Consider the following 22,367-nt stretch of genomic DNA (forward strand, 5'->3'; position numbering starts at 1 on the left):
GGTTCAGGCGAGCAGCTTCTCGGTCTGGTCGATCACCAGTCCGGCGCCGATGACGCCGATCCCCACCATCCAGGTGTCGTCGTCGACGCTGAACGCCTTGTTCGCCTTGACCGCGGGCAGCTGCGTCCACAGCTTGGTGATCTGGTTCTGGGTTGTCGCGCTGGGGTCGCCGCCGGGACTCGTGTAGAAGACGACGTCACCGTTGATCTGCTCGTACAGCTCGGGGCTCAGCTCGTCCATCGAGTACTCGTTCCACGTGCGGTCGCCGAAGCCGAATCCCATCGCCGAGAGCAGCGAGCCGGAGAACGTCCCCGGCCCGTAGAGGCGGAAGTTGTCCGTGCGGAAGCGCACGATCGAGACCGTCTTGCCGTGCGCTCCGACCTTGGTCCCGACCTCGGCGGCGCGTGCGTCGACGCCTGCGAGGAGTTCCTTCATCTTCGCGGACTGGTTCACCGCCGCCGCGGTCAGCTCCGCCTGCTCGTGCCAGTTGGTGCCGGTGTCGGCCGAGAACACGGTGGGGGCGATCGCCGAGAGCTCCTTGTACAGGGCCTCGTGACGCACCTTCGAGCCGATGATCAGGTCGGGGGCGAGATTGGCGATCGCGTCGACGTTCGGCTCGGCGATGTAGCCGACGGGTGCGACGTCGTGCATCTTGTCCGCCAGGTACGACGGGAATCCGCGGCCCTTGCCGATCTCGGGAGCTCCGACCGGGGTGATGCCGAGCGCGATGAGCGCATCGAGATGCGGGGAGTCGAGGACGACGATCCGCTTCGGCACGCCCGAGAGCTCCGTCGTGCCCATCGCGTGCGTGACCGTGTACGGGTCGTCGCCGCCCGCTTCGTCCGAATCGGACGCGCCGCAGGCCGTGGCCGCGAACGCGAAGACCATGACGAGGAATGCGACGAGGGGACCGCGCAGTGCGCGACGCGAATGTGGTTGCATGAACAAGTACCGTAGTTGGAAAGGTAAGACTAACCAAACATGCTGGAACCCGTGACGACCGAGAACGCCCCCGCGAAGGTCCGCGCGCGACGGTGGATCGCCGTGCCCGTGTGCCTGGCGATCCTCGCTGCGGCCGTCGTGCTCAGTCTCGCGATCGGCGCACGGTTCACGCCGATCGGCGACGTGATCGCCGCGCTCATCGGATCGGGGGATCAGGACGTCATCAACATCGTCGGCACCCTGCGGGTCGACCGGACGATCAACGCGCTGATCTGCGGTGTCGCACTCGGCCTTTCGGGGGTGCTCATGCAGGCGGTCACCCGGAACCCGCTCGCCGACCCCGGCGTTCTCGGAGTCAACGCGGGTGCCGCGTTCGGCGTCGTCGCGGGTATGAGCGTGTTCGGCGTCGTCGGTTCCGTCGGGACGGTGTGGCTCGCGTTGGCGGGCGCCGCGGCCGCGTCGGCGGTGATCCTCGCGTTCTCCTCCAGCCGGGTCGTCGCTGGCTCGCCGGTCCGATTCACCCTCGCGGGAGTGGCGTTCGCGGCGATCCTCAGCGGCGTCACCCAGACGCTCGTGATCACCGACGAGTCGGTTCTCGACACGTACCGGTTCTGGCGTGTCGGGTCGCTCACCGCGCGTCCGGTGGCCGACGTGGCGCCCGTCGTCGCGATCGTGGCGGTCGGTGCGGTGCTGGCCTTGTCCCTCTCGTCGTCGCTGAACGCACTCGCCCTCGGGGACGACAGCGCCCGGTCGCTCGGCGCCCGGCCCGTCCGGGTCAGGGTCCTGTCGCTTGTCGCCGTGGCCCTCCTGGCCGGGTCGGCGACAGCGCTCGCCGGGCCGATCGCGTTCGTCGGCCTGGTCGTTCCGCATCTGCTGCGTCCCGTCGTCGGCCCGGACCATCGACTCCTGCTGCCGTTGTCGCTGATCTGTTCGCCCGCACTGCTCTTGGTCGCCGACATCATCGGACGCGTCATCGGCCGAGGCGGCGAGGTGCAGGCGGGCGTCGTGACCGCCTTGATCGGCGGGCCACTGCTGATCTTCTTCGTCAACGGCCGTCAGACGGTCGGGCTGTCATGACCGACAGGCGTGTCTCGTTCGCCGACCACGTCCTCACCGACGACGATCGGGTGCTCCGGTCCCGAACGGGTCGGTTGTCGGTCCGATTCAGCAAGCGGGCGGCGCTCACGGCCGTAGCCCTGACCGTTCTGGTGATCGCACTGCTCGTCGCATCCTTGTTGATGGGGGAGTATCGGGTGTCGCCCGGCGCCCTCGTCCACACTCTGCTCGGGGATCCACCGAACCGGCTGACGGACTTCTTCGTGATGACCCGACGGCTTCCCCGCGCGCTCGTCGCCGTCTCCGTCGGCGCCGCGCTGGCGGTGGCGGGCGGCGTCTTCCAGTCGTCGACCCGCAATCCGCTCGCCAGTCCCGACATGCTCGGCATCAGCCACGGCGCGTCGGTCGGGGCGGTCGTCGTGATCCTTCTGCTCGACGGATCGCTGGGGCAGGCTGCGATCGGAGCGGTCGTCGGCTCCATCGTCGCCGCGGCCGTGATCCTGCTGATCAGCGCGCGGTCCGGGCTGCAGGGCGTGCAATTGGTCCTCTCCGGCGTGGCGCTCGCGGCGATAGCGTCGGCCATCGTCGACTACCTGCTCACGCAGGTGTTCGTGGCGAGTGCCACGACGGCGCAGACCTGGCTGATCGGATCCCTGCAGGGGCGCAGCTGGGAGCACCTGTGGCCGATGCTCATCGCCCTCGTCGCGGCCGGGGCGGTGCTCACCGCAACCGCCCCCGCGGCCCGCCTGTCCGCCCTCGGGGACAGTCTGCCCGTGACGCTCGGCGTCCGCGCCGTCCGCCTGCGATGGATCCAGATCACCGTCGCGACGCTTCTGGTGGCGATCGCCGTCGCGACGGCAGGCCCGATCGCGTTCATCGCGCTCGTCGCGCCGCACATCGCGTTCTCGCTCGCCGGATCGCGATCGCTGATCGTCACGGCGTTGACCGGCGCGTTCCTCCTCGGAGCGTCCGATCTGATCGCCCAGTACGCGCTGTCGGGTCCGATCCCGGTCGGCGCGGTCACCGTCGTCCTCGGCGGTGTGTTCTTCCTGTGGCTCGTCTTCCGACAGGGGCGTCGCCGTGCCTGAGCATCGCGTGTTCCCCGCGGTCGTGACATCGGTCGCCGACCTCGGCGCATCGCTGCGGCGGATCACGGTGGCCGCGCCCGAACTCGCATCGCATCGGCCCATCGGACCGGACGAGTACATCGGCCTGCTGATGCCGCGTGACGGGCGGCCGCTCGTCGTCCCGCCTCCCGGCGAGCCGAACATCCGGGCCGCGATCTCGACGATGTCCGACGATGATCGACCGGACCTGCGGTGGTACACGATCCGCCGCGCCCGTCCCGAGGCGTGCGAGATCGACATCGACATCGTCGTCCACGGGGACCACGGGCCCGGTACACGTTTCGCGAGACGCGCCCGGATCGGGTCGACCGTCGGCGTGCGGGAGAGCTCGGCGCTCTACACCTACGACTCATGCGTCTCGTCGCGCCTGCTCGTCGGTGACGAGACGGCGATCCCGGCGATCGCCCGGATTCTCGAGAGCACCACCTGCTCCGGACCGACGACGGCGATCATCGAGACCGCCGACCCGGCGGACCGACTCGTCGACGGCGTCCAGTGGGTCGACCGCACCGACGTGCCCGGTGAGGGCCTCGAACGCGCCGTCCGGGCGACGCCTCTGGGACCGGCGCTCGACCTGGCCTGGGTGTGCGGCGAGCGCGACGCGGTCAAGCGGATTCGCCGTCATCTGGTCGACGAACGCTCCGTGGACCGCACGGCCGTCACGTTCTCCGGATACTGGCGGCTCGGGCAGGCGCGCGGCTGAATCGGGCCGGCGATCCCCGCCCGAGACACGGGCGTCCGATCGGTCGTCGCATCGGCGGTGACACCCGCCGACCCGCTCGACACGCCACGAATCTCCGAATCGGTGTCACTGCAGGCCAGCCCGTGAAAATGCGGCCTATACGCGTCTCCTGTGCGTTCAAACCCGCGATTGTCCCGAATTTTTCCGCTACCGTCGATGACGATTAGAGGAGAAATCCACTGAACGATATCTGGAGTTTCATAAGTCATCGCCGGTCGCAGTTGCTGGTCGATTCCTACTTGCACGTCAGCGCCGTCATCCAATGCCTTCTGCTGGCGACGGTCATCGGCGTTCTCGTGGGCATCGCGGTCTACCGGAGTCCCGCGGGATCGGCCATTGCCACCGCATTGTCCAGCACCATTCTCACCATTCCGTCCTTCGCACTGCTCGGTCTGCTGATACCCGTCCTCGGGCTCGGCGTTCCGCCGACGGTCATCGCTCTGACGATGTATTCGCTGCTCCCGATCGTGCGGAACACGATCGTCGGACTCGGAGCCGTCGACCCCGCCGTCACCGACGCGGCGCGCGGCATCGGCATGAGCCGACTGCGCGTCCTCACTCGCGTGGAGCTGGTCCTCGCCTGGCCGTCGATCCTCACCGGGATGCGGGTCAGCACGCAGATGGCGATGGGCATCCTGGCGATCGCCGCGTACGCGAAAGGCCCGGGCCTGGGCAATCTCATCTTCTCCGGCCTGTCGCGAGTCGGAAGTCCGACGGCGATCCCACAAGCACTCACCGGCACGGTTCTGATCGTCATCCTCGCGTTGATCCTCGACGGGATCTACGTGCTGATCGGCCGGTACACCACGTCGAAGGGAATCCGATGACCGAGAATGCACAATCGAGCGCGGGAGCGGTCTCCGGTGTGGAAATCGTTCTCGACCACGTGTCCAAGACATATCCGGGTCAGAAGACGCCCGCGGTCGCAGACGTATCGATGACAATTCCGGCGGGCGAGATCGTGGTGTTCGTCGGCCCGTCCGGCAGCGGTAAGACGACGACCATGCGCATGATCAACCGTCTCATCGAACCGACGACGGGAAAGATCACCATCGGCGGCAAGGACGCGTTGTCACTCGACGCCAACAAGCTGCGCCAGAGCATCGGCTACGCGATCCAGCAGGGCGGCCTGTTCCCGCACATGACCGTCGCGCAGAACATCGCCGTGGTGCCGAAACTGCTGAAATGGGATAGGTCGAGGATCACCGCCCGAGTGACCGAACTGCTCGATCTCGTCGGCCTCGACCCCGACCAGTTCGCCGACCGCTATCCGCGTCAACTCTCGGGTGGACAGCAGCAGCGCGTCGGCGTGGCGCGCGCTCTCGCCGCCGATCCGCCGGTCCTGCTGATGGACGAGCCGTTCGGCGCCGTCGACCCGATCACTCGAGGCCTGCTGCAGGACGAGCTGATGCAGTTGCAGGCCGAGATGCGCAAGACGATCGTGTTCGTGACCCACGATTTCGGCGAAGCGGTCAAGCTCGGCGACCGCATCGCCGTGCTCGGCGAGCAGTCCCGGATCCTCCAGTACGACACCCCGGAGGCGATTCTCGCGAACCCCGCGAACGACACGGTCGCAGGGTTCGTCGGGCAGGGCGCGTCGCTCCAGCAGCTCAACCTGATGCGGGTGCGCGACGTCGACATCGAAGATCGTCCCACCGCGCACGAGGGCGACTCGCCCGCCGAGTTCGCGGCACGCATCGACGACTGGGGCGTGATCCTCGACGCGCGCGACCGACCGATCCGCTGGACCGACCGCGCACACCTCGACGGCGCCGCGTCGTTGAAGAACGTTGGCCTTCCACTCGGCGAACTGGTGACCACCGCGTCGACGCTGCAGGACGCGCTCGAGGCCATCCTGGCCGAACGGAACGCATCGACCGTCGTGACCGGACCCCGCGGCCGCTACGCGGGCGTGGTGACGATCGAGACGCTGATCGACGCCATCCGGGCCATGCGCGACCAGCATCGAGGTGATCCGCCGATCGCCGAAGCCGGCCTCGTCGTGAACTCCACCGTCGAACCGGTCGCCGACGTCGACAGCCCGAGCCGATGAGTTCGACCGACGCCGCCGCCGCGAAGGCCACACGGTCGACGTCCATCCAGCTGTGGACGCAGCCAATCGTCGTGCTCATCGTCGCCGCGGGCGTGTTGACGTGGGCGTTGAACCGCGACCTGACCGACACGCAGAAGGCGACCGTCAACACCGAGTACATCGCCCAGCTCATCGGCGAACATCTGTGGCTGACCGTCGCGATCACGTCGATCGTCCTGCTCGTCTCGGTTCCGCTCGCGGTGCTCGTGACGAGACCCCGATTCCGCTGGCTCGCCCCCGTCTTCATCGGCATCGCGAACATCGGGCAGGCCGCGCCCGCGATCGGTCTGCTGGTCCTGTTCTTCCTCTGGACCGCGACCACCGGCTTCTGGATCGGGGTGCTGCCCGTCGCGTTCTACTCGCTGCTGCCGGTCCTGCGGAACAGCATCCTCGGACTCAACGAGGTCGACCGTGCGCTGATCGACGCGGCCCGCGGGCAGGGCATGTCCGAGATCCGCATCCTCCTGCAGGTCGAACTGCCGCTCGCCGTGCCGTTCATCCTCGCCGGACTCCGCACATCGCTCGTGCTCGCCGTCGGCACCGCGACGCTGTGCTTCCTCGTGGACGCGGGCGGACTCGGCATCCTCATCGACACCGGCTACAAGCTGCGGGACAACGTGACACTGGTCCTCGGCGCGGTCCTCGCCGTGTGCCTGGCACTGCTCGTCGACTGGTGCGGCGCGCTCGCCGAGCGCTACCTCGGACCGAAGGGACTCCGATGAGAAAGCACATTCTGCGCGCCGCGATCACCGCGGTCGTCGCCTCCGTCGTCGTCGCCGCGAGTGGAGCCTGCGGGCTCGAATCCGGCGGGGCCCTGCCGCTGCCCGTCAAACCGGGGTCGATCACCGAGCAGGCCGACCTCAAGGGCGCCAAGATCACCGTCGGCTCGAAGGACTTCACCGAACAGGTGACCCTCGGCTACATCCTCGAGTTCGCGCTCGCCGCTGCCGGAGCCGATGTGCGCGACCTGACCAACATCCAGGGGTCGAACTCGGCGCGCGACGCGCTGCTCGGCGGACAGATCGACGTGACGATCGAATACACCGGCACCGGCTGGATCAACTACCTGGGCAACGAGAAGCCGATCCCCGACCCGGCCGAGCAGTTCGCCGCGGTCCGCGACGAGGACCTCGAACGCAACGATGTGGTGTGGGTGAACCCGGCGCCGTTGAACAACACCTACGCGCTCGTCGTCAATCGGCCGAACCAGGCGAAGCTTGGCGTCCACAACCTGTCGCAGTACGCCGAGCTGGTGAAACGCGACCCCGGTGCGGCGACCACGTGCATGGAGACAGAGTTCCGGAGCCGTCAGGACGGCTTTCCCGGCATGGCGAAGGCGTACGGCTTCTCGCCGGGCGCGGCCAAGACCCAGATCCTGCAGACGGGGATCATCTATCAGGCGACGGCCAACGGGAACTGCGCGTTCGGTGAGGCGTTCACCACCGACGGTCGTATCAAGGCCCTCGACCTCGCGGTCCTCGACGACGACCGGCGTTTCTTCCCGAACTACAACGCCGCCGTCACGATGCTCAGTTCCACGGCCAAGGACCATCCGTCGATCGCGAAGGTCACCAAACCCGTCATGGACGTACTGACGTCGGAGGAGATGACCGAGCTCAACCGTCAGGTCGACGTCGACGGACGCGAGCCCGCCGACGTCGCCCGCGACTGGATGGTCAAGAAGGGGTTCGTCACCGTCTGAGGTCGATGATCTCCGACGCCGCGCGTCGGCCCGCGCAGATCGCGCCCTCGAGATAGCCGGGGTGATCGTCGGACGTCTCGGTGCCCGCCCAGTGCACGCGACCGCACGGCGTGCTGTCCGCGGGGAGAGCGGCACCCGCCGCGCCGGGCAGGGGGAGTGCGAGGTAGCCGCCGCCGACGTGCTCGTCGTTCTGCCACACCTTGTCGTGGAAGTCGGCGGGTGCGCGGGCCTCGTCGCCGAACAGGCCGCCGAGTGCGTCGAGCACCCGTGCACGCCGCTGATCGACGGTCAGATCGTCGAACACGCGGGCGTCGGTTCCGCCGACGAGGACGGTCAGATGGCCGGGTCCGGCGGGCGATGTCGAGTCGAACACGCCGATGCCCGTCTCGCCGAGGACCACGGTCTCGGCCGGGCCGCCGGAACGCCAGAACGGCGTCGGGTACACCACGACGGCCTTGTACACCGACCCCATACGCATGCCGTCCTGGCAGTCGACGCGGGCGTGCGGCAATCCCGGCTGATGTTCGATCCGGGCCGCGACGGGAGGCGGCACGGCGATCACCGCGTGGCCTGCCCGGACCACCGCTCCGGAGCGCGTGCGTACGGTGACGCCGTCGTCGTCGCGCGACACGTGTACCGCCGGGTCGCCGAGGCGCACACCGTCGCCGAGGTCCGCGGCGATGAGCTCCGCGAGCCGTCCAGCACCCTCGACGATCAGCGACTCCTGTGCTCCGCCTTTCGACGACAGCATGCCGGCCGCGCCGCCCATCCGGCGGACCGTCGACGCCATCGCGCCGACCGTGAACTTGTCGAGCTCGGCCGTCGACGACACGCCCGCGAGCGTCGTGAGGAGCCGTCGCGTCCTGGCGCCCGGGATCCCGGCGATCGCCTCGCCGAGCGTGCGATCACGCCACCGCGCGGGCACCCCGGTCCTGGACATGACCTCCACGGCCGCCACCGCGGCGAGTGCGCCCAGTACGCTCACCGACCACGGTCGGACGCGGACTGTCCGGTCGACGATCGCCGGCATCGACGGCGACTCCATCGGGTACACGGTGCAGCCGAGTTCGGCCGCGAGGGCCAGCAGGCGGTCGTGTCCCGCGCCCACCCACTGTCCACCGAGGTCGAGCCGCGAGCCGAGGTTCGAGGTGACCGCGTACGCCCGTCCGCCGACGCGATCCGCGGCCTCGATCACGTGGACGTCGAGTCCGGCCCTGTGCAGGTCGCGGGCGGCGACGAGACCGGACAGACCCGCGCCGATCACGACGACGTCGGCGCGGTCGGGGAGTCCGGTCACGCGTCGCCGCCGAGGATCTCGGCCGCCGCCCGCCTGCCCGAGCGGATCGCGCCGTCCATGTAGCCGTTCCACACGTCCGACGTCTCCGCTCCGGCCCAGTGGATCCGGCCGACCGGCGCGGCGAGCGCCCGGCCGTACTGCGTCCAGACGCCCGCGCCGAGGCGACCGCCGTAGCAGCCTCGGGTGAACTCCTCGGCCATCCAGTCCTGTTCGACGACGTCGAACGGTTCGGCGGCCTTCGGCCCGAAGTACTCGACGAGCTGTGCGATCACGAGCGCCCGGCGTTCCGCCGCGGTCTGCTCGGCCGCGGTACGCGCATGAGCGCCCTCGATGAACCCGACGAGCACGCCGCACGACGCGTCGGCGGGCGAGTTGTCCAGGACGACGCCGAACGCGCTGTCGAGACCGAGGACGAAGCCGTTGAGCCCGTCCTCGCGCCAGAACGGCGTGTCGTAGGCGACGTGGTACTTGATCACCGAGCCCGCGGGCATCTGCTGGGTGAGGGCGTCGCGGGCCGACGGCAGCGGCGGCGAGTACCGCAAGCGCACGGCCAGCGTCGTCGGAACCGCGACGACGACGTGCGACGCCGAGATCTGTCCGCCTTCGAAGGTGACCACTGCACCGTCGTCGTTCTGGGCGATGTCGCGGACCACGGTGTTCAACCGTACGCGGTCGCCGAGAGCGTCGGCCATCCGCTCGGAGATCAGATGCGTCCCGCCGACGACGCGACGCTCCTGCGCGCCGCCGGTCGTCGCCGCGAGGACTTCCAGACTCGTCCCCGACTTCACATAGAAGAGGAAGTGGAGCAGCGAGAGTTCCGGAGTCTCGGCGGAGAAGATCGCGGGCACGAGCGTGCGGAACATCCGGATGGCGACGGTGTCGTCCGACACGCCGACGAGCCACTGTTCGAGTGTCTGGCGGTCCAGGTCGGCAGCGTCGTCGGTGGCCCACGGCGCGGCCAGGTCGACGGAGGACGCGAGGATCTCGATCTGCTCCCAGATGCGTCCGACCTCGGCGGCGACCTCGTCCGGAAGTCCGAAGGTCTCGTCGCTGTACCGGAGACGTTCGCCGTCCACGAAGGTGATCGCCTCGCCGTCGTCGTACGTCGGGTAGGTCTCGAGTCCGAGTTCGTCGATGAGTTCTCCGATCGCGTCTTGGGTCGCGCCGATCCACTGACCACCGAGTTCCACCGGGACGCCGTTGGACAGATGTCCGCCGTGGTTGCGGCCCGCGACGCGATCGCGCGCCTCCAGCACCGCGACGGTCTTGCCCTCGGCGACGAGCGAGCGCGCCGCGCTCAATCCCGCCAGACCCGCTCCGACCACGATCACATCGACGTTCTCCATGTCGCTCTCCTCAGCGTTCGATCCAGACTCAGTCAGTCGTATGACTGTCGATAGAGTAAGCCGGATCACACCGAAGATCAAGAGCGTCCCCGAGTCAGGTCAGGAGGAGATGCCTGCGACGGCCACGACCATGTCGATGACGCGTTCGAGGTCGGCGGCGGAACGATCGGCGTCGGGCGCGACGACGCTCTGCAGGAGCAGTCCGTCGATCCCGCCGACCAGCAGTCGCGCGAGCTGGTCGTACTCGACGGCGGCGGTCTCGCCGGAGCGCTCCGCGGCAGCGGTGAACCAGCGCGTCACGGTGTCGACGTACAAGTCGTACTGTCGACGCGGAAGATCCTGCAGCCCAGGCGTTCTCAGTGCGTGCGTCACCAGTTCGTACTGCAGCAGCTGCAGATCGGAGTGGTCGACGACGAGCCTCGACCAGAAGGTCCGCACGCCGTCCCTGATCGACGTCTCGAGTCCGCCGTCGACGGTGGCAGACGCACTCAGGACCCGACCGATCTCCGCGACGAGGTCGTCGATGACGGCCTCGAGGAGGCCGAGCTTGGTCGGGAACACGTACTGCAACGTGCCGAGCGGGATGCCGGCCTCCGCGGCGACGACGCGCATCGACACGCGGCCGACGCCCTCACGCATGAGGGCCGTACGGGCGGCGTCGATCGCCTGGCGGCGACGCTCGGCCGATTCGATGTAGACCACGTGGCTCCTCTCGCGTCGGAACGGCTCGAGACGAGTATGTCAGTCAGCGTCCCGCGGACCGCCATTCCCGCGGCGTGCAGTCGAACCGCCCCCGGAACCAGCGAGAGAAGTTCGACGGGCTGGAGAATCCGAGGATCACGGCGATCTCGGTCATCGAGTAGCGGCGCCCCGCCACGAGATGGCGAGCGAGGCCCGCCCTGGTGTCGTCGACGACCCGAGTGAACGTCGTGCCCTCCGCTTCGAGGCGGCGATGCACCGTCCGACGGTCGACGCCGAGACTGCGCGCGACCTGGTCGACCGAGCACCGCCCGGTGGGGAGCAGCATCTCGACGAGTTGACGGGTCCGACGCGCGACGCTCGCCTCGTTCCCCGCGGCGTCGGCCAACATTCGCTGTGTGTAGGCCAGCATCTGCGGGTCGCCCGCGCTCAGCGGAGTATCGAGATCGGTCTCGGCGAACGTGACGCCGTCGAAGTCCCTGTCGTACCGGACGAGCCCGCCGAACATGCGACCCGAGAGTGTCGCGTCCACGTGCGGCGCGTGCGAGAACGACACCGACAGCGGACGCCAGGTCGGGGGAGCGAGTTCGCGCATGAGCGAATGCAGCACGCCGACGCCCAGGTCGACCGCCTGCCTGTCGGGTGCCGCGACGCCGAGATCGATCTCGATGCGGACCGTCGCGACACCGTCGGCCACCTGCAGGCTGGTGTGGAGCGCCTCGTTGTACATGCGCTCGTGCCGGATCAGCTGCGCGAGGGCATTGCGCATGCTCGACTCCTCCCGCAGGACGAGGCTCAGCGGCCCCAGGTGCGAGAGCCTGCGAAGTTCCGCGAGACGGAGCCCGATGTCGTCTCGACCCGACCGCGCGGCCGTCTCCTCCAACAGAGAGACGACCGCCTCGGCGGGAATCCACCTGTCCTGCAACCGAATCCCCCCGGGATCGAGCCCCGCGGATCGCAGCATCCCGATCGGGTCGAGACCGAGTGAACGGGCGAGTTCGACGTAGTTCGCGAGCGACGCGTAGCGCGCGAGTGGCTTCACCGGAACCACCTCCATTCGTGATCGGAATCACTGAGATGTCCCGATATGAACACCAATCCGTCCCGTGAGGAGCAGTTTCGCCGAATCGGCCCTCATAGTGTCGTTCACATCACAACGGACGAGGGCCGCACAGCCCACGAGAGGACGACGATTCACATGGCACAGGCGATCCGCTTCCACAAGGTCGGCGGCCCCGACGTACTGCGGCTCGAGGACGTCGTGGTGCGCGAGCCCGCGGCGGGGGAAGTGCGCGTGCGCCACCACGCGATCGGGCTCAACTTCGCCGACACCTACTACCGCACCGGTCTCTACCCAGTCCCGTTGCCCAACGGCATGGGCGTCGAAGCGTCCGGCGTGATCGAAGCCGTCGGCGAAGGCGTCGCCGACTTCCGCGTCGGCGACCGGGTCACCTACACCTACACCGGCAGCCCACTCGGCGCGTACAGCACCCACTTCGTGCTCCCGGCGCGCCACCTGATCGCCCTGCCCGACGAGATCTCCTTCCAGACGGCGGCAGCCTGCACGATGCGCGGACTCACCGCCGCCTACCTGATGCGCCGCATCACCACCTACCGCGACGGCGACACGATCCTCCTCCACGCGGCCGCGGGCGGCGTCGGATCGATCGTCGCCCAGTGGGCGAAACTCCTCGGACTCACGGTCATCGGCACCGTGTCGACCCCGGAGAAGGCGGCCGTCGCCGTCGGGGCCGGTGTCGACCACATCGTCTACTACCGCGACGAGGACACCGCCGCGCGAGTCCGGGAGATCACCGGCGGCGAGGGCGTCCCGGTGGTCCTCGACAGCATCGGCAAGGCCACCTACGAGACCTCGCTCGACTGCCTGGCCCGACGTGGGCTGCTCGTCTGCTTCGGCACCTCGTCGGGCCCGATCCCGCCGATCGACCCGATGCAGCTCGCGATCAAAGGGTCCCTGTTCGTCACGCGGCCCGGCCTCGCCGACTACATCGCGGACCCTGCCGAACGCGCCGAACTCGCCGGTGAGCTGTTCGGCCACATCGCGGCGGGACGTATCAACGTACAGGTCAACCAGACCTACCCGCTCGCCGAGGCCGCGCGGGCTCACACCCAACTCGAGTCCGGCGCCCTGACCGGCTCGTCCATCCTCACCGTCTGACCGACACCGACCGCAAGGAGGAGACACCGCCATGACACTCATGCACGACGCAGCGCGTACCGCGATCCGGGCCGAGCGGCTCACCGCTCATCTCGGCGCCGAACTCTTCGACGTCGACCTGGCCGCCGTCGCGCACGACGACGAACTGTTCGCTCAACTGGGCAGCCTGCTCATCGAGCACAAGGTGCTCTTCGTTCGCGACCAGCCGATCAGCCGCGCCGACCACGTCGCACTCGCCCGCCGGTTCGGCGAGCTCGAAGACCATCCCGTCGCCTCGTCCGATCCCGAACATCCCGGCCTCGTCCGGATCTACAAGGATCTCGACAGCCCCGCCGAGCACTACGAGAACGCCTTCCACTGCGACGCCACCTGGCGCGAGTGCCCGCCGTTCGGTTCAGTCCTGCGCTGCGTGGAGGGTCCCTCCGTCGGCGGCGACACCATCTGGGTCGACATGGTCGCCGCGTACAACGCTCTGCCCGGGGACGTGAAGCGCCGTATCGACGGACTCACCGCCAGACACTCGATCGAGGCGAGCTTCGGCGCCGCGATGCCCGCGGACAAACGAGCGAATCTGCACGCGATGTACCCCGACGCCGAGCACCCGGTCGTCCGGACCCATCCGGACACCGGCGAGAAGATCCTGTTCGTGAACGCGTTCGCCACCCACCTGACGAATTTCCACACCCCAGAGAACGTCCGCTTCGGCTACGACTACGCGCCCGGCGCGTCCGAACTGCTGCACTACCTGATCCGGCAGGCGTCCGTCCCCGAGTTCCAGGTCCGGTGGCGCTGGACTCCCGACAGCTTCGCCATCTGGGACAACCGCTGCACGCAGCACTACGCCGTTCAGGACTACTGGCCCGCCGTCCGCCGCATGGAACGCGCGGGCATCATCGGCGACCGCCCCTTCTGACCACCCCTCGACTCCGCTCGGGGATCCATCAATCACACAAGGAGATCACCATGCACTTCCACGACGACTCGTTCTTCCCGGAGACCCAAGAGAAGCAGGTCATCACGGTCGCACCGTACGGCCCGGAGTGGGAAGTCGACGACTTCCCGGAGGACCTGCCGCTGAGCATCGAGCAGCATGTCCAACAGGCCGTCGACTGCTACGAGGCGGGGGCGACCGTCCTGCACATCCACGTCCGCGAGCTCGACGGCAAGGGCAGCAAGCGGCTCTCCAAGTTCAACGAGCTCCTTGTCGGCCTGCGCGAGGCCGTGCCGGACATGATCCTGCAGGTCGGCGGTTCGATCTCCTTCGCTCCCGAAGGCGAGGGCGCCGACGCCAAGTGGCTGTCCGACGATACCCGCCACATGCTGGCCGAGCTCGCCCCGAAGCCCGACCAGGTCACCATCGCCATCAACACCAGCCAGATGAACATCATGGAGCTGATGACCGACGACGACATCGCGGGCACCTCGATGCGGCGTCCCGAGCTGTACGACACGTACCGCGAGATGACCGTCCCGGCCGGCCCCGCGTGGGTCGAGGAGCACCTGCGTCGGCTCACCGTCAACGGCATCCAGCCGCACTTCCAGCTCTCGAGCATCCCGCAGCTGGAGACCGTCGAGCGCCTGATCCGGCGCGGCAAGTACATGGGCCCGCTCAATGTCACCTGGGTCGGAATCGGCGGCGGCTTCGACGGCCCGAACCCGTACAACATCGCCAACTTCATGCAGCGCGTCCCGGACGGCGCGATCCTCACCCTGGAGACGCTGATGCGTTCGGTGCTCCCGGTCAACACCCTCGCGATCGCGATGGGTCTGCACACCCGCTGCGGCAACGAGGACACCATCTGGCGCCGCAAGGGCGAGAAGATCAGCTCGGTGGAGCAGGTCCGCCAGCTGGTCCGCATCAGCAACGAGCTGGGCCGCGAGGTCGCCACCGGCAAGGAGGCCCGCGACATCTACCGGATCGGTGAGCAGTACACGTCGGTCGACGAGACGCTCGCCAAGCTCGGCTACGCGCCGAACCGTCAGCCCGGCCAACTCGGTTTCACCCAGCACGCGTGAAGGATCGACCGACAATGGCCCTCATGACGCCCCGCACGGGCACGGAAGCAGCGGCCGCGGTCGCACCGATCACGGTGGATCTGCCGGTGGGACGAGTCTCGTCCCGCCGGCGGTTCTATCCGTGGGTGGTGTTCGGGCTCGCTTTTGCACTGCTCCTGTCGGACTACATGTCCCGCCAGGTGCTCGCCGCGGTCTTCGTGCCGCTCGGCCAGGAACTCGACCTGGACAAGGGACAGCTCGGTTCGCTGATCTCGGTCGTCGCCCTGATGGTCGGACTGCTCACCCTGCCGATCTCCATCCTCGCCGACCGGTGGGGACGTGTCCGCAGCCTTGTCGTGATGGCGATCCTGTGGTCGCTCGCAACGCTCGCCTGCGCGTTCGCGCAGAGCTACGAGCAGTTGCTCATCGCCCGATTCTTCGTCGGCGTCGGTGAAGCAGCCTACGGCAGCGTAGGCATCGCCCTGGTCCTGAGCCTGTTCGCCCCGCGAGTGCACGCCGCGCTGTCGGCGTCGTTCATGGCGGGCGGCTCGTTCGGCACCATGATCGGGACCGCACTCGGCGGCGTCGTCGCCGTCCACTTCGGGTGGCGCTGGTCGATCGGTGCGATGGCGGTCCTCGGACTGCTGCTCGTCGCCGCGTTCAAGATCATCGTCACCGAAGGCCGGGTACGCAGGCATCAGGCCCTGGTCGACACCCCCGACGAGAAGCAGGCGGCGCCCGCGACCGGGTCGGCCCGGGCGCCGCTGTCGAGCCTGTTCACCAATCCGGCCGTGCTCTGCGCTTACATCGGCAGCGGCCTGCAGATGTTCATGGCCGCGGTGATGCTCACCTGGCTGCCGACGTTCTTCAAAGAGGAATACTCGATGACCGTCGACACGGCCGGCGGAGCGGCGGCGTTCTTCGTCCTTCTGGTCGGCAGCGGGATGATCGTGTGCGGCGTCATCGCCGACCGTGTCAGCCGTCGGGACGCGACCCGCAAATGGACGGTCGGCATCGGATTCTGCTCGATCGCATTCGTCTCCCTGATGATCGCGTTCGCGCTTCCGACGGGCGGACTCCAGCTCGCCTTGATGGCCGTCGGCGCGTTCTTCTCCGCGGGCTGCTCGGGGACCACGGCCGCGATGGTCGCCTCGCTGACCCACAAGTCGGTGCAGGCCTCCGCGATGGGCACGTTGACCCTGGCGAACAATCTCCTCGGTCTCGCGGCGGCGCCGTTCATCATCGGCATCCTCGCCGACCACATGTCGCTCGCCGACGCCCTGAAGGTCGCGCCGCTGGTCTACATCCCGGCCGCGCTCGCCATGGTCGTCGGACGTCGGATGCATCCGCGTGGCGTCGCCGCGCTGGCCGCCCTGTCGACAGCCGTCGAGAAATGACCGCGCCGACAGTGGTGGTCGTCCCCGGGCTCCGGGGCGACGCGCCGACCCACTGGCAAGAGGTGTACGCCGCCCGCACGCCCGGGACGGTCACCGTGCCGTTCCCCGCCGTCGACCACTGGCACGACCTGCCTGCACGCACGGACCTGATCGAAGGGACCGTCGCCGCGGTCGACGGTCCGGTGATCCTGCTCGCGCACAGTGCAGGCGTCCTTGCGGCCGTCCACTGGGCGCGGAGCCCGCGATCGTCGGTCGGAGCCGTCGTCGGCGCTGTGTTCGCGACCCCGCCCGATTTCGACGTGGACTGGCCCGAGCCGCATCCGCGGCCCGCCGAATTGGCGGCACAGGGCTGGTCGCCGATCCCGCGGGCCCGGCTGCCGTTCCCGTCGGTCCTGGCCGCGAGCCGCAACGATCCGCTCGCCCGGTACCGCACCACCGCGGGCCTTGCCGAAGTGTGGGGGAGCAGGCTGGTCGACCTCGGCGAGGTCGGTCACCTGAACCCGGCATCGGGTTTCGGCGAGTGGCCGCTCGCCGCCGAGCTAATCGCCGAGATGACCCTTCAGCGCACCTCGTAACGGACGCCCGGAGGCGTGCGGGCCTGCCAGCCGAGCCGTTCCAGCTCGGGTGTGGAGTCCACCGCCTCCGGGTATCCGACGCACAGGTATCCGACGAGGACCCAGTCGCCCGGGACGTCCAACGCCCGGGCGACGTCGTGTGGGTCCACGATCGACACCCACCCGACCCCGACGCCGCGGGCCCGCGCTGCGAGCCACAACGTCGAGATCGCGGTGACGACCGAGTATTCGAGGGTCTGCGGCATCGTCCGTCTGCCGAGTCCCGAACCCTGATCCGGGTCGGGCACGCAGAACACGGCGAGGTGGACGGGCGCATCGTCCAGACCTGCGAGTTTCATCCCGGCGTACGACTTCGCCCGCTCGCCCCGATAACCGCGCAGGGCGTCGTCGTTGCACCTGGTGAACGTGTCGGCCACCGCTCGCCTGCGTTCGGGGGAGACGACGTTCACCCACCGCCACGGCTGACTGTTGCCGACCGACGGAGCGAGTTCGGCCGACGCCAGGATCTCGTCGAGAAGGCCGTCGGCGAGCGGTTCCGTGCGGAATCGGCGCACATCGCGTCGCCACCGCAGCAAGTCGTCGAACTCCTCGACGAAAGCCTCGCTGAACACGCCGTCGCTGCTGGTTCCCATCGGCCGACCGTACCCCGCCGGAACCGTCAGTTGACGGCGGGACCGGGGGTGATGTGCCAGCCTCCCGCAGAGAGCACCCCGACCGCCTCGAAGGTGCGGTCATAGCCGGTGGCGGAGATCTTCCAGCCGTCGTCGGTGAGCCGGTACTCGTCGCGGTAGAACGCGGCGCCGATGATCATCCGGTCGTAGTCGGGGACGATCACCCGGTCCTGCAGGTACCAGCTGCCGGTGGCGGTGTCACCGTCGACGCGGATGATCGGGTGATCGACGCGGTGCTCGGTGAGCATGGTGCCCGTCATCGCGCCGCGGAAGTACTCGATCACCTCGGCTCGGCTGGCGAACGCGAGCTTCTTGCCGCCCATCTGTGTGCCGTAGTCGGTGACGACGTCCTCGGTGAGCGTTGCGGCGAGGCCGTCCCAGTCCCGGGTGTCGACCGCGCGCAGGTAGCGGTACTTGAGTTCTTCGATGTCGCGGATCGTGTCGGCGGTGCTCATGTCAGGCGCCTTTCGGTGGTGGTGGGGTGGCGGATCGGCTTGTCACAGGTCGGGGATGGGAAGCGCGAAGTTCGGTGCGCCGATGCCGCCGTCGACTTCGAGGATCTTGCCGGTCATGTAGCCGCCGGCGGCGCTCGCGAGGTAGACGGCCGTCGCGGCGATCTCCTCGGGTTCGCCGATCCGGCGCATCGGCGTCTTCGCCTCGATCGCGGTCCGCATGTCGTCGTTCTGCGCGACGTAGTCGAGGGCGGGCGTCAGGATCGAACCGGGCGCGATCGCGTTCACGCGGATCCGTGGTGCGAGGTCTTCCGCGGCGAGCCGGGTGTAGTGGGCGACTGCGGCCTTCGCGGTGCCGTAGGCGGCGTACCCGCGGCCGGCGAACCGGCCGATCGACGATGACACGTTGATGACCGAACCGCCGTCGTCGTTCTTCAGCATCTCCGGGACCGCGGCCAGGGTGAGGGCGTGTGTGGTGCCGACGTTGAAGGAGAAGGCGCCGACGAGTTCTTTGACCGACGTCTGCAGGAACGGCTTCGGCATCGCGCCGCCGACGTTGTTGACGACAACGTCGAGCCTGCCGAAGTTCTCGACGGCGGCGGTCACCAGTGCCGCGGGATCGTCGGAGGCGAGATCGAGCGGCACCGCCACGGCACGCCGTCCGAGCGCTGCGACCTTCGCGGCCACCTCGTCGAGGTCGGACGCGGTCCGCGCCGAGATCACCACGTCCGCGCCGGCCTCGGCGAAGCCGACGGCGATCGCCGCGCCGATCCCACGTCCGGCACCGGTCACGATCGCGACGCGATCGGTCAGTTGAAACTTCTCGAGCATCCTGCTCAACCCCTTGCTAATCGAATATTCGATCAATACGGTGTGAATATCCGGCACACCGTAGTCCTCCCGGGACCGTGACACAAGAGGGATTCCCACCGCATGGCAGGTTCGCCTCCCACTCGTCGAGTGATCGACACTCTGGAACTGCTCAGCGACGCGACCGAACCGCGCACAATCGCCCAGATCGCGGACGCTCTCGGCATCTCTCGGCCGACGATGTCGGCGATCCTGGCCGAACTCGACGACGCGGGCTGGATCGTCCGTGACGCCTCCCGCGGATACCGCCTCGGCGCGGCCGCCGCCGGGCTGTCCCGCGGCGGCCCGGCCGATCTGTCGGCCGTCACGTCCGACGTCCTCGCGGTGATCGAAGAGCTCGCCGACGCCACCGGATGCGGGGCCACCCTGAGTCGGTTCAGCACCGGCCGGATGACTGTCGTGGCCAAGGTGCACTCGCGGTCGCGGCCGGTGCCCGGCCTCGGGCTCGGGCAGTCGTTGGCGACCGGGTACCCGGCAGGCGCCGCCGTGATGGCCGGCCGCGACCTCGCCGAGCAGACAGCGTGGACCCAAGCCACCGGGGTCGCGGCCGCCAAGCGACGTCGTGTGCTCGACGTCGTCCACGAGCTCGGGTACGCGGCGTACCGGCCGGCGTCGACGGACGCGTCGCTCATCGAGTCTCTCGCCGACCTGCTCGGCGCCGTCGGGCCGATGCTCATCGACCCCGGCGTGCGCCGGTCGGCGACCCGGCAGCTTGCCGAACTGAGTTCGCGGGCTTACCGACTCGACGACCTGGACACCGACGAGCCGCTCCCGCTCAGCTACCTGGCGGCCCCGGTCGCTCGGAGCGGCGTGGTGGACGTGGAACTGCAGCTGGGGGTGCTGCGGTCGGCGGTCACCGCCGACGATCGGCGCGACCTCGGCATCGCGTTGGTCGAAGCGGCCGCGCGGGTCGGCGCCCTCTGGGGACCGTGACAGGGGCTGCCGCCACGCTCGAGGCGCTGGAGGTGCTGCTCGAACTCGCCGTGTCGCCGGTGTACTTCCGGTCGATGTTCACCGACACCCCGGTGACCGGGGAGTACATCGACGACGTCGCGGGCCGCACCGTCCGGGTCTTCCACCCGCTACGCTGACCGTACAGCGGTAGAACCGGTTGCAGAACCGGGCGGGAAGAGGTGACGCATGGCAGGCGACAGGGTGTTCGTCATCGGTGTCGGGATGACCAAGTTCGAGAAGCCGGGACGACGACGCGACGACGACGGCGTGGCCTGGGACTACCCCGACATGGCGCGGGAAGCGGGAACCAACGCGCTGGCCGATGCGGGTGTGGACTACACCGATATCGAGCAGGCGTACGTCGGCTACGTGTTCGGGGAGTCGACGGCGGGCCAGCGCGCGGCGTACGAGCTCGGCCTGACCGGCATCCCGATCGTCAACGTGAACAACAACTGCTCGACCGGGTCGACCGCGCTGTTCATGGCGGCCCAGATGATCCGCGGCGGGCTCGCCGACTGCACGCTCGCGTTGGGTTTCGAGAAGATGCAGCCGGGATCGTTGGGCGCGATGTACGACGACCGCGAGAACCCGTTGATGCGGCACATGGCCGAACTCGGGAAGATCGCCGACTTCTCGATGCCCGCGGCGCCCTGGATGTTCGGCGTCGCCGGCCGCGAGCACATGAAGCAGTACGGCAGCACACCCGAGCACTTCGCGAAGATCGGGTTCAAGAACCACAAGCATTCGGTGAACAACCCGTACTCGCAGTTCCAAGACGAGTACACCCTCGACGAGATCCTCGAGTCGAAGCCGATCTACCACCCGCTGACAAAGCTGCAGTGCTCGCCGACGTCGGACGGCTCCGCCGCCGCGGTGCTCGCGTCGGAGGCGTTCGTCGACCGGCACGGCCTGGCGTCGCGTGCCGTCGAGATCGTCGGACAGGCGATGACCACCGACTTCGCGAGCACCTTCGACGGTTCGGCGAAGAACCTCATCGGCTACGACATGAACGTGCAGGCCGCGCGCCGGGTGTACGACCAGTCGGGTCTCGGACCCGACGACTTCCAGGTGATCGAACTGCACGACTGCTTCTCGGCCAACGAACTGCTGCTCTACGAGGCACTCGGCCTGTGCGCCGAAGGCGACGCGCCGCGTCTGATCGACGATGCCGCGACAACCTACGGCGGGCGCTGGGTGGTGAACCCGTCCGGCGGGCTCATCTCCAAGGGCCACCCCCTCGGCGCGACGGGGATCGCCCAGTGCTCCGAACTCACGTGGCAGTTGCGCGGTGATGCCGACAAGCGGCAGGTGGACGGCGTGACCGCGGCACTCCAGCACAACATCGGACTGGGCGGGGCCGCCGTGGTCACGGCGTATCAGCGCGCGGATCGATGACGATTCAGGAACTCGAACCGTCTGTTGACGACGGTCTGAGCTGACCGCGCATGGCGTTCTTCACCGTCCGGGACGACATGTCCTTGCACGCCGAGCCCCTTGCGATCAGTCCGTGGTCGGCCACCCAGGTCGGCGGCTACGCGGTCTGCGGCGCCCTCGCTCGGGCTGTCGAGGCCGACATGGCCGACTCCGGACTGTCACCCCTGCGGTTCACCGTCGACCTGGCCAAACCGGTCCGGTCCGGAGGCTTCACGACGCGAACCACGGTTGTCAGACGCGGCCCTCGGATATCGATCGTCGACGCCGCAGTCGTGCAAGACGGAGAGGTGCGAGCCCGCGCCACCTCGGTGTTCGTCGTGCCGAGCGACGAGCCGCCGGGGGAACTGTGGCAGTCCGCCGAGCCTCTCCCGACACCGCCGCGAGAGGCCGACGTCGCCGGACCGCCGCTGATCAGCAGCGGCCACAACGACTGGTCGCGCGACTACCGAACGCACCAGAACGCCGGACGAAAGTCGGCGTGGCAGACGTTTCCGCCGCTTGTCGCCGGAGAGGTCATGACGCCGTTCCAACGGGCGGTGACGATGTCCGAGACGACCAGCCTGGTGTGCCACTGGGGTACCGAGGGCGCCGGGTTCATCAACACCGACGCCACGTTGGCGCTTGTCAGACTTCCGATCGGGGACAGTGTGGGCCTCCGCGCCGATAGTCAGATCAGCGAAGCCGGGCTGTCGGTGGGCACGGCGACGATGTTCGACAGATTCGGCGTCGTCGGACACTGCACGGTCACGGCGATCGCCAATGCACGCCGCCAAGTGGACCTCGGCGAGGTCATCTAGGATCGCCGGCGGCAGACCGTCGCTCTGCTAGGTGATGGTG

The 22,367-nt window shown here is 68.6% G+C and carries 24 protein-coding genes; 16 read left to right on the forward strand and 8 right to left on the reverse strand.

What is annotated here, in order from left to right; all coding sequences use genetic code 11:
• Positions 1–3: 3 nt before the first annotated feature.
• Complete coding sequence (locus tag GYB83_RS16695; protein ID WP_161896530.1) at positions 4–942, reverse strand: ABC transporter substrate-binding protein; 939 nt, start codon at positions 940–942, stop codon at positions 4–6.
• Positions 943–993: 51 nt separating this feature from the next.
• Between GYB83_RS16695 and GYB83_RS16700 the strand changes: the two genes are divergently transcribed.
• The 7 genes from GYB83_RS16700 (at position 994) to GYB83_RS16730 (ending at position 7,661) form a co-directional block, all read left to right on the forward strand.
• The gene (locus GYB83_RS16700; protein WP_228461548.1) at positions 994–2,019 is read left to right on the forward strand and encodes a FecCD family ABC transporter permease; all 1,026 of its coding nucleotides are present in this window, start codon (positions 994–996) and stop codon (positions 2,017–2,019) included.
• Complete coding sequence (locus GYB83_RS16705; RefSeq protein ID WP_161896531.1) at positions 2,016–3,086, forward strand: FecCD family ABC transporter permease; 1,071 nt, start codon at positions 2,016–2,018, stop codon at positions 3,084–3,086. The genes GYB83_RS16700 and GYB83_RS16705 overlap by 4 nt, the downstream gene beginning before the upstream one ends.
• Positions 3,079–3,828, forward strand: coding sequence for a siderophore-interacting protein (locus tag GYB83_RS16710; protein WP_161896532.1), 750 nt, complete (start codon positions 3,079–3,081; stop codon positions 3,826–3,828). The genes GYB83_RS16705 and GYB83_RS16710 overlap by 8 nt, the downstream gene beginning before the upstream one ends.
• Positions 3,829–4,091: 263 nt before the next feature.
• Entirely contained in the window at positions 4,092–4,694 is a 603-nt protein-coding gene (locus tag GYB83_RS16715) for an ABC transporter permease (protein ID WP_161897557.1), read from the forward strand.
• Positions 4,691–5,920, forward strand: a complete 1,230-nt coding sequence (locus GYB83_RS16720) for an ABC transporter ATP-binding protein (protein ID WP_161896533.1) — start codon at positions 4,691–4,693, stop codon at positions 5,918–5,920. Before GYB83_RS16715 ends, GYB83_RS16720 begins: the two co-directional genes overlap by 4 nt.
• Positions 5,917–6,681: an ABC transporter permease gene (locus GYB83_RS16725; protein WP_161896534.1), complete on the forward strand. Its 765-nt coding sequence runs from the start codon at positions 5,917–5,919 to the stop codon at positions 6,679–6,681. Before GYB83_RS16720 ends, GYB83_RS16725 begins: the two co-directional genes overlap by 4 nt.
• Positions 6,678–7,661 (forward strand): glycine betaine ABC transporter substrate-binding protein, encoded by a 984-nt coding sequence (locus GYB83_RS16730; RefSeq protein ID WP_161896535.1) that lies wholly within the window; start codon positions 6,678–6,680, stop codon positions 7,659–7,661. The genes GYB83_RS16725 and GYB83_RS16730 overlap by 4 nt, the downstream gene beginning before the upstream one ends.
• Here GYB83_RS16730 and GYB83_RS16735 read toward each other — a convergent pair.
• From GYB83_RS16735 to GYB83_RS16750, 4 genes are all read right to left on the reverse strand, one after another.
• Positions 7,651–8,958, reverse strand: a complete 1,308-nt coding sequence (locus GYB83_RS16735) for a flavin monoamine oxidase family protein (protein ID WP_161896536.1) — start codon at positions 8,956–8,958, stop codon at positions 7,651–7,653. The two genes, GYB83_RS16730 and GYB83_RS16735, sit on opposite strands and share 11 nt — an antisense overlap.
• A complete protein-coding gene (locus GYB83_RS16740; RefSeq protein WP_161896537.1) occupies positions 8,955–10,304 on the reverse strand; it encodes a flavin monoamine oxidase family protein in 1,350 nt (449 codons plus the stop codon). The genes GYB83_RS16735 and GYB83_RS16740 overlap by 4 nt, the downstream gene beginning before the upstream one ends.
• A 99-nt stretch (positions 10,305–10,403) precedes the next feature.
• Positions 10,404–11,006: a TetR/AcrR family transcriptional regulator gene (locus GYB83_RS16745; protein ID WP_161896538.1), complete on the reverse strand. Its 603-nt coding sequence runs from the start codon at positions 11,004–11,006 to the stop codon at positions 10,404–10,406.
• 43 nt (positions 11,007–11,049) lie between these two features.
• Entirely contained in the window at positions 11,050–12,045 is a 996-nt protein-coding gene (locus GYB83_RS16750; RefSeq protein ID WP_161896539.1) for an AraC family transcriptional regulator, read from the reverse strand.
• A 156-nt stretch (positions 12,046–12,201) separates the two neighbouring features.
• Between GYB83_RS16750 and GYB83_RS16755 the strand changes: the two genes are divergently transcribed.
• Genes GYB83_RS16755 through GYB83_RS16775 form a run of 5 tightly spaced genes read left to right on the forward strand, consistent with a single transcriptional unit; the run spans position 12,202 to position 17,149 of the window.
• The gene (locus GYB83_RS16755; RefSeq protein ID WP_161896540.1) at positions 12,202–13,182 is read left to right on the forward strand and encodes a quinone oxidoreductase family protein; all 981 of its coding nucleotides are present in this window, start codon (positions 12,202–12,204) and stop codon (positions 13,180–13,182) included.
• 31 nt (positions 13,183–13,213) lie between these two features.
• On the forward strand, positions 13,214–14,095 hold the full coding sequence (locus tag GYB83_RS16760; protein WP_161896541.1) for a TauD/TfdA dioxygenase family protein: 882 nt from the start codon (positions 13,214–13,216) through the stop codon (positions 14,093–14,095).
• A 50-nt stretch (positions 14,096–14,145) separates the two neighbouring features.
• Positions 14,146–15,198 carry a beta-keto acid cleavage family enzyme gene (locus GYB83_RS16765; protein ID WP_161896542.1) on the forward strand — a complete coding sequence of 351 codons (1,053 nt, stop codon included), beginning with the start codon at positions 14,146–14,148 and terminating at the stop codon, positions 15,196–15,198.
• Positions 15,199–15,212: 14 nt separating this feature from the next.
• A complete protein-coding gene (locus tag GYB83_RS16770) occupies positions 15,213–16,574 on the forward strand; it encodes an MFS transporter (RefSeq protein ID WP_161896543.1) in 1,362 nt (453 codons plus the stop codon).
• Positions 16,571–17,149 (forward strand): RBBP9/YdeN family alpha/beta hydrolase, encoded by a 579-nt coding sequence (locus tag GYB83_RS16775; protein ID WP_161896544.1) that lies wholly within the window; start codon positions 16,571–16,573, stop codon positions 17,147–17,149. The genes GYB83_RS16770 and GYB83_RS16775 overlap by 4 nt, the downstream gene beginning before the upstream one ends.
• On the opposite strand, the gene bluB is transcribed toward GYB83_RS16775, so the two are convergent.
• From bluB to GYB83_RS16790, 3 genes are read right to left on the reverse strand one after another with little or no spacing between them, the layout of a single operon-like run.
• The gene (gene bluB / locus GYB83_RS16780) at positions 17,134–17,781 is read right to left on the reverse strand and encodes a 5,6-dimethylbenzimidazole synthase (protein ID WP_161896545.1); all 648 of its coding nucleotides are present in this window, start codon (positions 17,779–17,781) and stop codon (positions 17,134–17,136) included. The two genes, GYB83_RS16775 and bluB, sit on opposite strands and share 16 nt — an antisense overlap.
• 26 nt (positions 17,782–17,807) lie before the next feature.
• The gene (locus GYB83_RS16785; RefSeq protein WP_161896546.1) at positions 17,808–18,275 is read right to left on the reverse strand and encodes a nuclear transport factor 2 family protein; all 468 of its coding nucleotides are present in this window, start codon (positions 18,273–18,275) and stop codon (positions 17,808–17,810) included.
• A 42-nt stretch (positions 18,276–18,317) separates the two neighbouring features.
• Positions 18,318–19,103: an SDR family oxidoreductase gene (locus tag GYB83_RS16790; RefSeq protein ID WP_161896547.1), complete on the reverse strand. Its 786-nt coding sequence runs from the start codon at positions 19,101–19,103 to the stop codon at positions 18,318–18,320.
• Positions 19,104–19,232: 129 nt separating this feature from the next.
• Between GYB83_RS16790 and GYB83_RS16795 the strand changes: the two genes are divergently transcribed.
• The 4 genes from GYB83_RS16795 to GYB83_RS16810 are packed head-to-tail and all read left to right on the forward strand — an operon-like array spanning position 19,233 to position 22,327.
• Positions 19,233–20,075: a MarR family transcriptional regulator gene (locus GYB83_RS16795; protein ID WP_267130332.1), complete on the forward strand. Its 843-nt coding sequence runs from the start codon at positions 19,233–19,235 to the stop codon at positions 20,073–20,075.
• Positions 20,072–20,233, forward strand: coding sequence for a hypothetical protein (locus GYB83_RS16800; protein WP_161896549.1), 162 nt, complete (start codon positions 20,072–20,074; stop codon positions 20,231–20,233). Before GYB83_RS16795 ends, GYB83_RS16800 begins: the two co-directional genes overlap by 4 nt.
• Positions 20,234–20,282: 49 nt before the next feature.
• A complete protein-coding gene (locus GYB83_RS16805) occupies positions 20,283–21,491 on the forward strand; it encodes a lipid-transfer protein (RefSeq protein WP_161896550.1) in 1,209 nt (402 codons plus the stop codon).
• Positions 21,492–21,541: 50 nt separating this feature from the next.
• The gene (locus tag GYB83_RS16810; protein ID WP_161896551.1) at positions 21,542–22,327 is read left to right on the forward strand and encodes an acyl-CoA thioesterase domain-containing protein; all 786 of its coding nucleotides are present in this window, start codon (positions 21,542–21,544) and stop codon (positions 22,325–22,327) included.
• The last annotated feature ends 40 nt before the right edge of the window (positions 22,328–22,367 follow it).

Source organism: Gordonia spumicola (genome assembly GCF_009932475.1).
GTDB lineage: Bacteria > Actinomycetota > Actinomycetes > Mycobacteriales > Mycobacteriaceae > Gordonia > Gordonia spumicola.

Coding starts and splice junctions, on each gene's coding strand:
- GYB83_RS16695 (WP_161896530.1), bottom strand. CDS start 942: ATGCAACCACATTCGCGTCGCGCACTGCGCGGTCCCCTCGTCGCATTC.
- GYB83_RS16705 (WP_161896531.1), top strand. CDS start 2,016: ATGACCGACAGGCGTGTCTCGTTCGCCGACCACGTCCTCACCGACGAC.
- GYB83_RS16720 (WP_161896533.1), top strand. CDS start 4,691: ATGACCGAGAATGCACAATCGAGCGCGGGAGCGGTCTCCGGTGTGGAA.
- GYB83_RS16725 (WP_161896534.1), top strand. CDS start 5,917: ATGAGTTCGACCGACGCCGCCGCCGCGAAGGCCACACGGTCGACGTCC.
- GYB83_RS16730 (WP_161896535.1), top strand. CDS start 6,678: ATGAGAAAGCACATTCTGCGCGCCGCGATCACCGCGGTCGTCGCCTCC.
- GYB83_RS16740 (WP_161896537.1), bottom strand. CDS start 10,304: ATGGAGAACGTCGATGTGATCGTGGTCGGAGCGGGTCTGGCGGGATTG.
- GYB83_RS16755 (WP_161896540.1), top strand. CDS start 12,202: ATGGCACAGGCGATCCGCTTCCACAAGGTCGGCGGCCCCGACGTACTG.
- GYB83_RS16760 (WP_161896541.1), top strand. CDS start 13,214: ATGACACTCATGCACGACGCAGCGCGTACCGCGATCCGGGCCGAGCGG.
- GYB83_RS16765 (WP_161896542.1), top strand. CDS start 14,146: ATGCACTTCCACGACGACTCGTTCTTCCCGGAGACCCAAGAGAAGCAG.
- GYB83_RS16770 (WP_161896543.1), top strand. CDS start 15,213: ATGGCCCTCATGACGCCCCGCACGGGCACGGAAGCAGCGGCCGCGGTC.
- GYB83_RS16775 (WP_161896544.1), top strand. CDS start 16,571: ATGACCGCGCCGACAGTGGTGGTCGTCCCCGGGCTCCGGGGCGACGCG.
- bluB (WP_161896545.1), bottom strand. CDS start 17,781: ATGGGAACCAGCAGCGACGGCGTGTTCAGCGAGGCTTTCGTCGAGGAG.
- GYB83_RS16785 (WP_161896546.1), bottom strand. CDS start 18,275: ATGAGCACCGCCGACACGATCCGCGACATCGAAGAACTCAAGTACCGC.
- GYB83_RS16790 (WP_161896547.1), bottom strand. CDS start 19,103: ATGCTCGAGAAGTTTCAACTGACCGATCGCGTCGCGATCGTGACCGGT.
- GYB83_RS16805 (WP_161896550.1), top strand. CDS start 20,283: ATGGCAGGCGACAGGGTGTTCGTCATCGGTGTCGGGATGACCAAGTTC.
- GYB83_RS16810 (WP_161896551.1), top strand. CDS start 21,542: ATGGCGTTCTTCACCGTCCGGGACGACATGTCCTTGCACGCCGAGCCC.